Below are 11,415 nucleotides of genomic sequence, written 5' to 3' on the forward strand. Positions count from 1 at the left end.
TGAACTTGAAGTTGTCGAAGTCCGCACAGTGCTCGAGACCGCTCATCTCGATGCGGAAGAACTGGTCGGGGGCCTGGGCGGCGGCCAGTCCGGGCAGGCCGAGCGCGGCCCCGATCAGGAAGGCGAGAAATGGCTTGCGCATAGAGGGCGAATTAGACCACACGCTTGACCCGGGCGCGCGGCGCGTTCGAGACTCGGGTGTCATGTCGTGGTGGAACCGGCGCGCGGGCGGCGACTCGCGCGCACCAGATACGCAGCAAAACGCGCCGTGGCTCGCGCTGCTCGTGGTGGAGGGCGCGGACCGGGGCGCGCGGCTGCCCGTGGCCGTGGCCGAGGTCGAGATCGGCCGCGGTGAGGAAACGAGCGCGCGCGAGGGCCGCGTACGCCTGCGCGATCGCTCGGTTTCCTCGAGACAGGCGCGGCTCGTGCTCGGGGCCGACGGCTGGGCGCTCGAGCACCTGGCGCACGCCGCGAACCCCACGCTGGTGAACGGCGAGGCGGTCGCGCGGCGCGCCATCGTGCCGGGCGACCGCATCCGCATGGGCCGGGTGATGCTCGAGGTGCGGCCGCTCGTCGAGGCCACCCGACCCGCCGGCCGCTCCGAGGAGCACACCGAGATCGTGCGCATCGACGGAGCCGCGGAGCAGACCACCGTGATTCGGGCTCCCGCCGGCGTGTGGGGCTACCTGGCGGTGCTCGAGGGCCCGGGCCGGCTCGGCGGCTCGCGCTTCCCGCTCTCGGGCGACGTGGTCAAGGTCGGGCGGCAGGCCGACTGCGACGTGGTCCTGCTCGACCCCGGTATCTCGCGCCTGCACGCCGAGCTCGCGCGCGAGGGCGAGCGCGTGCTCTTGCGCCATCGCAGCCAGACCAACCCGACCCAGCGCAACGGCGAGCGGGTCGAGACCGAGTGCGCGCTCGATCACGGCGACGAGATCACCCTGGCCGACGCGGTGCGCCTGCGCATCGAGCTGTCCGGCGGCTCCGACGACGCGACCCTGCCGCGCGGCGCGCTGCGCCGCGTGATGGAGGCGCGGGTGGACCTCGAGGCCCGGCTCGAGCGCGACTTCGTGCGCGACGGCACGTTCCTCGACGTGGACATCGCGGACTCCTACGGCCTGAAGGCGAGTGAGTCGCGTCCGGAGCGGGTGTTCGTGTCGTTCGAGCGCTTCCGCGGCTACATCGCGCGCAACGTCGAGGAGCACACCGGCCGCATCCTGAACTCGAACGGCGACGAGGTCATGGCCTTCTTCGGCTCGGCCGAGGCGGCGGTCGCCTGCGCCCGCGCGCTGCTCGCCGGCATGGCGGCGTGGAACGGACGCGAGAACCTGCTGGGCCGCCCGTTCCGCGTGCGCATCGGCGTGCACACCGGCCGCTCCGCGGTCGACCTGCAGAGCGGCGTCGCCTACAGCCCGGTGCTCGACGTGGCGGGTCACTTGCAGAAGAACGCGCCGGTCGGCGGCGTGCTGATCTCGGAGGAGACTCACTCGGCGCTCGCCGCCGGCCGCAGCGGCTTCGAGCAGGGCGCCGAGCTTGCGCGCGAAAGCCTGAAGACCTGGGTGCTGAAGCCGGAGGCCGTATCGTGAGCGGGCTGGCGCTCTTGATCGGCAACAAGAACTACTCGTCGTGGTCGCTGCGGCCGTGGTTCCTGATGCGCCAGAGCGGAATCCCGTTCGAGGAGACGCGCGTGGCGATGAACCAGCCGGGCTTCGCCGAGACGGTGCGCGGCTGGTCACCGGCCGGCCGGGTGCCCGTGCTCCGGCACGGCACGCGCCACGTCTGGGACTCGCTCGCGATCGCGGAGTATCTCGCCGAGACCTTCCCCGAGAAGCGCCTGTGGCCGCGCGACTCCGGCGAGCGCGCCCACGCGCGCGCGGTCTCCGCCGAGATGCACTCCGGCTTCCAGAGCCTGCGCGGGCAGATGCCCATGAACGTGCGCGCGACTGGCCGCCGCGTGCCGCACACGCCCGAGCTCGAGGCCGACATCGCGCGCGTGAAGCAGCTCTTTAGCGACTGCCGCAAGTCCGCCAGCGTGCGCGGCCCGTTCCTGTTCGGCGAGTTCTCCATCGCCGACGCCATGTACGCGCCGGTCGCCTTCCGCTTCGCGACCTACGGCGTGCCGGACGACTACGCCGAAGCGCTGGTGAGGCTGCCCGCGCTGCGCGAGTGGGCCGAAGCGTCGGCAAGAGAGCCGGAGCGGATCGAGGCGGGTGAGGTCGGAGTCACTTGAGCCGCTCCGCGTCCTGGACTCGAGCCCGAAGTCATCGCTTCCGGACGGCGGACTTCGAGATCCATTCGCGGAACGCACGGATGGCGGGCTCTTCTGCGCGTGACTCGGCGCAGACCACGTAGTAGGCGAACTCGGCCGGAATCGTGCCCGCGAACGGGCGCACCAGGGCGCGACGCCGCAGGTAGGGGGCGGCCAGCAGGCGCCGGGCGAGTGCCACGCCCTGGCCGGCGGCGGCCGCGGCCACGAGCTGGCTCGAGTCCGAGAAGACCACGCCGCGCTCGGGATCCACGCCGGCGACTCCGGCGCTCGCCAGCCAGGCGCGCCAGGCCTCGTGGGTCTCGTCGTGCAGGAGCGTGTGCCGGCGCAGGTCCTCGGGACGGCGCAGCGGGCGCTTGCCGCGCACGAGCTTCGGGCTGGCGACCGGCAGATACTCCTCGGCAAGCAACAGGTCGGCGCGCACGCCGGGCCAGCGCCCCGGACCGAAGCGAATGCCCACGTCGACCGGATCGCGCGCGAAGTCGACGAGCTCGGCCGAGGACAAGAGCTCCAAGTCGATGCCCGGGTGTCTCGCGCGAAAGCGGCCGAGGCGCGGCACGAGCCAGTTCGTCCCGAACGACGGCACGACCGAGAGCACGAGCCGCGGCGTGCGCGGCCGGGCGCGCAGCGACTGGGTGGCGTCGTCGAGCCTATCGAAGGCCTGGGAGAGCGCCGGCAGGTAGCGCGCTCCGGCCGGAGTCAGAGCCAGCGCGCGATGCAGCCGCGCGAACAAGGGCAGGCCGAGCTGCGCCTCGAGCGCGCGCACCTGATGACTCACCGCGGCCTGGGTCACGTGCAGCTCCGCCGCCGCGCGCTTGAACGACAAGTGCCGGGCGGCCGCCTCGAAGGCGCGCAAGGCGTTCAGGGACGGCAGCTTCCGCGGGCGCCGGTTCACACGAGGAATTCTATCCCGAGCGAGAAAAAGTACTCGTTTGTCGGCGGCCCGCGCCCGCGGTACCTCTCCGCCCCATGCTGACCCTGTACGACTTCCTGCCCTCCGGCAACGGCTACAAGGTGCGCCTCTTGCTGACCCAGCTCGGCATTCCCTACCAGCTGGTGCAGCTCGACATCATGAAGCGCGAGACGCGCACGCCGGAGTTCCTGGCCAAGAACCCGAACGGGCGCATCCCGTGCGTGCGGCTCGAAGACGGCACCTGCTTGTGGGAGTCGAACGCGATCCAGTGCTACTTCGCCGAGGGCACGCCGTTCCTGCCGGCCGACCGGCTCGAGCGCGCGCAGGTGCTGCAATGGCTGTTCTTCGAGCAGTACAGTCACGAGCCGTACGTGGCGGTGGTGCGCTTCTGGCACCACTTCGGGCTGCTGGAGCAGAATCGCGCACAGCTCGCCGAACGGGTCGAGCGCGGCTACGCGGCGCTGGCGGTCATGGAGTCACATCTGGCCCGTCGCAAGTTCTTCGTGGCCGAGCGCTACACGATCGCCGACATCGGCCTCTACGCCTACACGCACGTGGCCGACGAGGGCAAGTTCGACCTCGCGCCCTACCCCGCGCTGCGCGCCTGGCTCGAGCGCGTGCGCGCCCAGCCGAGACACATTCCGATCACGAAGATCTGAGCTCGACCTCGAAGGTGCTCCCGCCGCCCTCCCGCGCGAGACAGCGCGCGTCGCCGCCGTGGTGGCGGGCGATCTGACGCACCAGCGCGAGGCCCAGGCCGAAGCTCCCGTCGCGCGACTCACTCGCGCCCTTCGGGCGGTAGAACGGCTCGAACACCCGCTCGCGCTCGGACTCGGGCACGCCGGGCCCGCGGTCCGACACGGCGATGCGCGCCCGGCCGCCGGGGCCCGCGACCACGCGCAGCTCGACGGGGCCGTCGCCCGCGTGGCGGCGGGCGTTCTCGAGCAGGTTCCGCACCAGCCGGCGCAGCAAGCTGGGGTCGCCCGCGATCGTGACCGCGTCGCCGTCGCAGCGGGCACCCGTGCGCGCGCATTCCTCGGCTGCGAGGCCGAGCAGGTCGACCGGCTCGCGCCGCTCGAGCCCCTGCCCCGGCTCGAGCGCGTCGAGGCGGCTCCCGAGCAGGAGCTCGCCGATCAGCGCGTCGAGCTCGGCGACGTCGCGCGCCACGCGCCCGCGCAGCGCGTCGCCCTCGGGTCCCTCGAGCAGCTCGATCGCCATGCGGATGCGCGCGAGCGGCGAACGCAGCTCGTGCGACGCCGCGGCCAGCGCACCGCGCTGTGCCGCCACGAGTCTCTCGATGCGCTCCGCGGCGCGGTTGAAGCTCGCGGCCAGGCCCGCGATCTCGTCCTTGCCGCTCACCTCCACGCGCGCGCCCAGGTCACCCGCGCCCAGCGCGTCGACCTGCGCGCGCAGTGTCTCGACCCGCCGCGTGATGCGCCGCACGATCGGATACGAGCCGAGCGCGATCGCCGCCGCGAGCGCCGCGATCGCGATCAGCGCGCCGTAGGGCTCGTGCTTCCAGCGCGCGAGGATCACGCGCTGGTCCGCGAGCCGCAGCGCGAACGGATCGTGGCGGTGCAGCGGACCGGGCGCCATTGCCTTGCCGTGCGGCAGCGCAGGCAGCGGGAGCGGGTCGCCGGAGTGCGCCAGGAGCGCCCCGTCGGGGCCGCGCAGCGTGAGCTCCACGTCGAGGTCGCGCGCGAGTGACTCGATCGCGGCCTGCTGCTCCGCCGGCGGCGCGCCCTCGGGCGGCAACAGCCGCGCCAGGATGTTCGACACCCCGCCCATCATGTGGCGCTCGTCGTCGCGCGACGGCCCGACCACCCGCCAGGCGATCCCCACCAGCAGCGCGAAGACCAGCACGATCGCCACTACCGTGAGGTAGATCTGGAGATACAGCCGCCGCATCAGCCCTCGTCCGGCTCGTCCTGCTTGCGCGCGAACACGTAGCCGGCGCCGCGCAGGGTGAGCAGGCGCCGCGGACGCTTGGGGTCGTCCTCGATCGCCGCACGGATGCGCGAGACGTGCACGTCGATCGAACGGTCGAACGCTTCGAGTGACTCGCCGCGCACCAGGTTCATGAGCGCGTCGCGCGACAGGACCCGCCCGGCGCGCTCGGCCAGCGCGACCAGCAGCGCGAACTGGTGAGCGGTGAGCGGGCGCTCGGCGCCGTCGAGCCGCACCACGCGCGCGTCGCGGTCGATCTCGAGCCGGCCGAAGCGCAGGGTCGCCGCGCGCGCGCCGCCGCCGGCTCCGCGCCGCCGCAGCACGGCATGCAAGCGCGCGAGCAGCTCGCGCGGGTTGAACGGCTTGGGCAGGTAGTCGTCGGCGCCCAGCTCGAGGCCCACGATCCGGTCCTCCTCGTCACCGCGCGCGGTCAGCATGACGATCGGCAGGTCGGAGCGCGCGCGCAGGCTGCGGCACAGCTCGAAGCCGTCGGCGTCGGGCAGCATCACGTCGAGCACCACCGCGTCGTAGCCGCCGCGCTCCAGCTCGGCCAGGCCACTGGCGGCGTCGGCGCGCGCGACCGCTTCCAGGCCGCGCGCGCCGAGATACTCGGCCAGCATCGCCGAGAGCCGGGTGTCGTCGTCGATCAGCAAGATCCGCTCGGTCATCCGCCCGGGCAGGGTACCGCAGGCGAGGGACTCAGTGGCCGTGACCGTGCATCTCCTCGGCCAGCTCGATCAGCTTCTCGCGCTGCTCGGGCGTGAGCGCGGCCGCGGCGTCGATGATCGCGTCGGTGACCTTCACCGAGGCGTCGTCGAGCAGCGCCAGCTCCTGCGCGCGCAGCGCCTGGAGTGTCTCGCGCGAGAGCTCGGGCGACTTGAGCTGCGCCAGCAGCGCGGCGCGGTTGGCCTCGTGCTGGTCGTGCGTGCTCTCGAGCTGGCCGATCAGGCCGTCGGCCACCGCCTTCACGCGCGCGATCTGGTCGGGCGTGGCGTCGACCTCGCGCAGCGCCACCTCGACCGCGATCTCGGCGTGCTTGCGCATGCGCTCGGGGTCGTGGCCCGGACCGCGGAAGAAGCCGCCGCGCGCCGGCGTCACCGCAAAGCCGAGCCCCAGCACGAGCACCACGGCGACCAGCAGGCCGCCCGCGACGAGCTCCTTGGCCAGGAGAGATCGTGTCTTCGTTCCGTCTTCCATCGCCATTCCTCCTCGACTCGAAAGCGCGAGTCTCGAAGAGGAAAGCTACGGGCGGCGCGTTTCCGGCAAGGCACGGCCAGGTAAAGAAAGGTAAAGCTCTGGCGCGGCGGTCAGCTGGCCAGGCGCTGCTGGATCTGCTCCAGCGTCATGCCGCGCGTCTCGGGCGCGTAGCGCAAGACGAGCAGCGCGCCGATCACCGGGCCGATCGACAGCACCGCGATCGCATCCGGCACCGAGAGATCGAACCTCGCCATCAACAGGCCGATCACGGCCGGACCGCCGACCTCGGTGACCCGGCCCGCCAGGTTCGTGGTCCAGCCGTAGCCGGTCGCGCGGATCTCGGTCGGGAAGAGCTCCGAAGCGTAGACGTGAGTCGCAGACAGTCCGCCCGCGAACGACATCACGGTCACGATCATCGACACGTACTGCGCCGGCACCGAGGTGACGTGATAGAGCGCGTAGATCGACACCGCGCCCACCACGTAGGCACCGGCGCAGGTGTGCTTGCGGCCGATGCGATCGATGAGCCAGCCGCCGAGGAAGCTGCCCGCGACGCCGCCCGCGTAGCCCCAGAACACGATCGCGCCCACGTCGAAGGGAGTCAGGTGCAGCGTGCCGCGCGCGTAGATCACGTAGAAGACCGTCGACACACCCGTCACGAGATACACGCAGTTCCAGAGCAGCGCGACGATCGCCGTGCGCCGGCGGTACTGCGCGTGCCAGGGCAGGGTCACGTCGTGCCACAGCTCGCCCCAGGTCGCCTTGGGCCTGGCCGCGGCGCTGGCCTTCGCCGCCTGGAAGCGCCGTGTCTCGCGCATGCCGAGCCGGAGCAAGAGGATCGCCGCCAGCGGCAGCACGCCCAGCGCGTACAGCGAGCGCCAGCCGGCGCCGTCCGACGGCAGACCCAGCGCGGACTGCACGCCGGTCACCATGGCGTGCCCCAGGTCGTGCACGGCGTTGCTCTCGGCGCCGGCGGACAGCAGCACGTAGGGCTGGAGCTTCGACATGAACATCACGCCCGCGGTCGCGAGGCTGGTCAGGATGGCGATCGCGCGCCCGCGCAGCCGCGCAGGGAACTCCTCGCCGACCATGATGATCGCGATCGAGAGCTCCGCCGTGAGGAAGAGCCGCGCCACGAGCTGGCAGGCCACGAACTCGGCCGTGCTGGTCACGAACGCGGTGGCGAAGTTGGCGAGCGTGAAGCCGACGATCGTGCCCATGACCACGCGCCGCCGCCCGATGCGGTCGGCGAAGAACACGAACACGAACGAGGCCATGACACCAAGGCGTGTCAGGGTGGCGACGCCGCCCCACTGGCTGGTGGTGATGCCCAGCGTGGCCTGCACGTCGGGCGCCGCGAAGCCGATCATCGCGGAGTCGAAGCCGTCGAACAGCGTGGCGGTCGACAGCATGAGAAACAGAAACCCGAGATAGGGCGTGACGCCCTGCGCCTCGAGCGCCGGCCCCGGCTGCGCCGGCTGGGCGATCGGCTGCGGGCGGGCGGCGGCTTCCTGCACGCGCCCAGCCTAACCGAAGCGCCGCGTCCGCGTACAGGCAGATCGGTCGGATTCGGTTGACTCGGCTTCGCGGCTGGGGAGAATGCAACGCCATGGCGACCGCAGCGAGAAACCTCGAGACCTCGGGACCCGCGCCGTACTCCGACCGCTACCGGCGCTACGTGCTGGGTCTCTTGGTGGTGGTGTATGTGTTCAACTTCATCGACCGGCAGATCCTCACCATCCTGGGCGAGGACATTCGCAAGGAGATCGGGTTCAGCGACACGATCTTCGGGCTACTGACTGGGCCGGCGTTCGCGATCCTGTACACGTTCGTGGGCATTCCGATCGGCTTCTGGGCCGACACCGGCACGCGGCGCTCGATCGTGGCGCTCGCGCTGTTCTTCTGGAGCCTGATGACCACGCTCACGGGCTTCGTGGGCAACCTCGGGCAGCTCATCGTGACACGCATCGGTGTCGGAATCGGCGAGGCCGGCGGCAGCCCGCCCTCGCACTCGATCCTCTCCGACATCTTCCCGCCCGACCGGCGCGCGACGGCCCTCGCGACCTACTCACTCGGCATCCCGATCGGCGGCGGCCTCGGGCTCCTGCTGGGTGGCTGGTTCGCCCACTTCTTCGGCTGGCGGATGGCCTTCGTGATCGTCGGCATTCCTGGCCTGGTGCTCGCGCTGCTGGTGCGATTCACCGTGCGCGAGCCCGTGCGCGGCGGGAGCGACCCGACGCGCACTGCCAACGACCCGCCCGAGTCACTCGTCGCGGTGATGCGCTTCCTGCGCAAGCTGCCCTCGTTCGTGCACATGTCGATCGGCGCCTCGCTGCATGCGCTCTACGGCTACGCCGCCGCGGCCTTCGTGCCCGTGTTCCTGATTCGCGTGCACCACATGGAGCGCGCGGAGGTGGGCACCTGGCTGGGCACGATCACGATCACCGTGGGCGTGCTGGGCACGTTCCTGGGCGGAGCCATTTCGGATCGCATCGCGGCGCGCGATCCGCGCTGGTACATGCGCGTGCCCGCGGTCGCGTCGGCGATCGGGATCCCGTTCGCGTTCCTGTTCTATCTGTGGCCCGACCCGCGCACCGCCATCCTGCTCTCGATTCCCGGCTCGCTGATCGGCGGCGTGTATCTCGGCCCGACCTTCGCCATGACCCAGTCGCTGGTCCGGCCGAACATGCGCGCGCTCGCGTCCGCGATCCTGCTCTTCATCATCAACCTGATCGGCCTCGGGCTCGGGCCGCTCCTGGTCGGGATCCTGTCCGACAAGCTGCGGCCCACCTACGGCGACGAATCCGTGCGCTATGCGCTGCTGTGGGTCGTGGTGATCGGCGCGTCGTGGGCGACGCTCCAGTATCTGCTCGCCGGGCGCACGCTGGCGCGCGATCTCCAGGCAAAGCACGCCTGAATCCTGATCACTTCCGGGACTCGATCTCCGCCAGCCGTGCGCGCAGGAACGCCTCGGAAGTCACTTCGCGGCCGTCGTCGTAGCGGATCCGATACGGCTGGCCGCTCACCGACGAGGTCGAGCCGCAGTAGCGGATGAAGTCTTCCGCGGTCTTCACGCGGCCTCCGGAATGGCTGAGCTTCAGGCGCAGGTGATCGGCGGCCGCGGCCGCGTCGTACTCCGACCCGTTGCGGATGAACCTGGCATGAGTGAGCTCGGCGACCGACTGGATCAAGAGCTCGATCTTCTGGGCTTCGCTGGGCGGCACGGCCAGCACACCGAGCAGCACGGCGCTCGCCGCCACACGCCTGGCAAGCTCTACAAAGCTGCCACGGATGGCGGGCCATCGAGTCATGTACGTTCCCTCCGCAGCAGGCCCGGTTCTTGCTCCGTTCGCGGCGGGTCCAAGAGGACGCGGAGGTACGCGATGACGAAGATACTCGCGCTCGTGCTGGTGATCGCCGGCGTGCTGGCGCTGGCCTACGGTGGATTCTCCTACACCAAGGAGACTCACGACACGCAGGTGGGACCGATCGAGATGTCGGTGAAACATCGCGAGCACGTCAACATTCCCATGTGGGCCGGAATCGCGGCAGTGGGCGCCGGTGCGGCGCTCCTGCTCGTGCCCGTGAAGAGTGACTGACGGAGTCACCGCTCCTCCGTGGCGGCGGCCTTGAGCGGACCGGGCGGCAGCGTCGCGACCCAGGCGCCGTAGCGCACCGGGTCCTGCTGCTGCCAGGCCTTCGCGAGCTCTCGGGCCGCCGAGGCCTGCAGCTCGGGATCGGTCACTGCGGGCAGCAGGTCGGCGACTGCCTGCGGCTGGGTGTACGTCCAGCGCGACAGCAGGCCGCGCGCGTTCTCGCCGTAGCTCGGCTCGTCCTTGAACTGCCCGAGCCAGTCCCACGCGCCGTTCAGGTCCTGCTGGCCGCGCTGCTGGGAGATCTCGGCGATCAAGCTGGCGCGCACCGCGGGGTCCGTGGCGCCGGCGAGGACCTGCGTGGCCCGGCCAGGGTCTTCGGCGACGAGCGCCGCACTCACCGCGCGCCTGCCTTCAGCCGGGTCGTCGTGTCTCGCGGCGGCCATCTCGCCGGCCCAGGCGTAGGCGCGCGCGGGGTCGCGGCGCGCGTACTCGGCGGCGACCGCTTGCACGGCGGCCTCCGGCGCGCGGTCACCGAGTGACTCGACCAGTTGCGCGGCGCGCGACAGGTCGGCGCCGGCGAGCGACGGGATGATCGCCCCGGCCAGGTCGCCGTTGGGGTCGCGCTCGCGGTTCTTCTCGAGCCACTCCAGCGCCCGGCGGGGGTCCTTCCTGGCGATCTCGCCCAGCGCGTCGGCCAGATAGGGCGTGAAATCGCCGTCGACGTTGCCCAGCGCCTCCAGGGCCTCCTCGGGCCGGTCCTGCGCGAGCAGCGTGAGGCCGGCAGCGACCAGCGCGTGGCGCTCGTCTTCGGGGAGCTCGCCGGCGTGCGCGAGCGCGGCCGAAGGGTCGGCCACGACCCAGTGCACGTAGGCCAGGCGCAGGCGCTCGGGCGCGCCGTCGCTGCGGTCCGCGCGCGCGGCTTCGAACTCGGCATGGGTCCGCTCCGCGTCCCCGGGCGCCGGCACGGCCGGCCGCGGCGTCTCGGGGCGCTCGTGCTCGGGCAAGCGCGGCGCGGGCTCGCGCGCGGTCACTGCCCCGGACGCGGGCGCGGGCGCCACGGGCGGGGCGGCGCGCTCGGCGGCGAGATAGCCCAGCGCTCCCGCGATGGGCAGCCCGAGCAGCAGGAGGATCCAGAACCGAGCTCTCACTCCAGCGAATTCTACCGCCCGCGGCCTCGCCTGCCCCGCGCCGGGGAGACTCTTCTGACTCACCGTTGCCCCATCAAGGTCACTCCGGCAGCGACATCCAGCCCGCGAGCGCCGCGTTCTTTTCGGGCGCGCGCCACGGCGCGTACCGACCGCGCGCAGGAACGCCTTCAGCACGGCGTCGATCTGCGGCGCGTGCCGGCGCAGGCGTGCGGCCGCTTCAGCCCGCACCCGCTCGTCGACCGAGACGACGATGGGCACGTCGGCTTGCGCGAAGCAGGCCAGCACCGCGTCGAGATACAGCTGGCGCTCGGCCGCGTGCGCGCGCGCATGGGCGCCGCGCACGCGCGCGGG

General features: G+C 71.8%; 12 protein-coding genes. 5 read left to right on the forward strand and 7 right to left on the reverse strand.

The genetic code is table 11. The features are described 5' to 3' along the window. Positions 1-203 precede the first annotated feature (203 nt). Together VMR86_11135 and VMR86_11140 are read left to right on the forward strand one after the other, a co-directional pair. Positions 204-1,583 carry an adenylate/guanylate cyclase domain-containing protein gene (locus VMR86_11135; GenBank protein ID HTO07592.1) on the forward strand — a complete coding sequence of 460 codons (1,380 nt, stop codon included), beginning with the start codon at positions 204-206 and terminating at the stop codon, positions 1,581-1,583. Then, positions 1,580-2,227: a glutathione S-transferase family protein gene (locus tag VMR86_11140; GenBank protein HTO07593.1), complete on the forward strand. Its 648-nt coding sequence runs from the start codon at positions 1,580-1,582 to the stop codon at positions 2,225-2,227. The genes VMR86_11135 and VMR86_11140 overlap by 4 nt, the downstream gene beginning before the upstream one ends. 31 nt (positions 2,228-2,258) lie before the next feature. On the opposite strand, the gene gcvA is transcribed toward VMR86_11140, so the two are convergent. After that, positions 2,259-3,158, reverse strand: coding sequence for a transcriptional regulator GcvA (gene gcvA / locus VMR86_11145; GenBank protein HTO07594.1), 900 nt, complete (start codon positions 3,156-3,158; stop codon positions 2,259-2,261). A 74-nt stretch (positions 3,159-3,232) separates the two neighbouring features. On the opposite strand from gcvA, the gene VMR86_11150 reads away from it, so the two are divergent. Next, on the forward strand, positions 3,233-3,835 hold the full coding sequence (locus VMR86_11150; GenBank protein ID HTO07595.1) for a glutathione S-transferase family protein: 603 nt from the start codon (positions 3,233-3,235) through the stop codon (positions 3,833-3,835). Here the strand turns inward: VMR86_11150 and VMR86_11155 are convergent. The 4 genes from VMR86_11155 to VMR86_11170 all read right to left on the reverse strand — a co-directional run bounded on the left by VMR86_11155 (position 3,822) and on the right by VMR86_11170 (position 7,837). Beyond that, the gene (locus tag VMR86_11155; GenBank protein HTO07596.1) at positions 3,822-5,084 is read right to left on the reverse strand and encodes a HAMP domain-containing sensor histidine kinase; all 1,263 of its coding nucleotides are present in this window, start codon (positions 5,082-5,084) and stop codon (positions 3,822-3,824) included. The two genes, VMR86_11150 and VMR86_11155, sit on opposite strands and share 14 nt — an antisense overlap. Then, positions 5,084-5,791 carry a response regulator gene (locus VMR86_11160; protein HTO07597.1) on the reverse strand — a complete coding sequence of 236 codons (708 nt, stop codon included), beginning with the start codon at positions 5,789-5,791 and terminating at the stop codon, positions 5,084-5,086. Before VMR86_11160 ends, VMR86_11155 begins: the two co-directional genes overlap by 1 nt. A 31-nt stretch (positions 5,792-5,822) precedes the next feature. Continuing rightward, complete coding sequence (locus VMR86_11165; GenBank protein ID HTO07598.1) at positions 5,823-6,320, reverse strand: periplasmic heavy metal sensor; 498 nt, start codon at positions 6,318-6,320, stop codon at positions 5,823-5,825. Positions 6,321-6,430: 110 nt separating this feature from the next. After that, a complete protein-coding gene (locus VMR86_11170; GenBank protein ID HTO07599.1) occupies positions 6,431-7,837 on the reverse strand; it encodes an MFS transporter in 1,407 nt (468 codons plus the stop codon). Positions 7,838-7,929: 92 nt separating this feature from the next. On the opposite strand from VMR86_11170, the gene VMR86_11175 reads away from it, so the two are divergent. After that, positions 7,930-9,237 (forward strand): MFS transporter, encoded by a 1,308-nt coding sequence (locus VMR86_11175; GenBank protein ID HTO07600.1) that lies wholly within the window; start codon positions 7,930-7,932, stop codon positions 9,235-9,237. Between the two features lie 7 nt (positions 9,238-9,244). Here the strand turns inward: VMR86_11175 and VMR86_11180 are convergent, their stop codons facing one another. Beyond that, positions 9,245-9,631 (reverse strand): DUF5329 family protein, encoded by a 387-nt coding sequence (locus VMR86_11180; GenBank protein HTO07601.1) that lies wholly within the window; start codon positions 9,629-9,631, stop codon positions 9,245-9,247. A gap of 72 nt (positions 9,632-9,703) precedes the next feature. Between VMR86_11180 and VMR86_11185 the strand changes: the two genes are divergently transcribed. After that, a complete protein-coding gene (locus VMR86_11185) occupies positions 9,704-9,919 on the forward strand; it encodes a hypothetical protein (GenBank protein ID HTO07602.1) in 216 nt (71 codons plus the stop codon). 5 nt (positions 9,920-9,924) lie between these two features. On the opposite strand, the gene VMR86_11190 is transcribed toward VMR86_11185, so the two are convergent. Beyond that, the gene (locus tag VMR86_11190; GenBank protein ID HTO07603.1) at positions 9,925-11,064 is read right to left on the reverse strand and encodes a hypothetical protein; all 1,140 of its coding nucleotides are present in this window, start codon (positions 11,062-11,064) and stop codon (positions 9,925-9,927) included. Positions 11,065-11,415 lie beyond the last annotated feature (351 nt).

The organism is Myxococcota bacterium, from assembly GCA_035498015.1.
Taxonomy (GTDB): domain Bacteria; phylum Myxococcota_A; class UBA9160; order SZUA-336; family SZUA-336; genus VGRW01.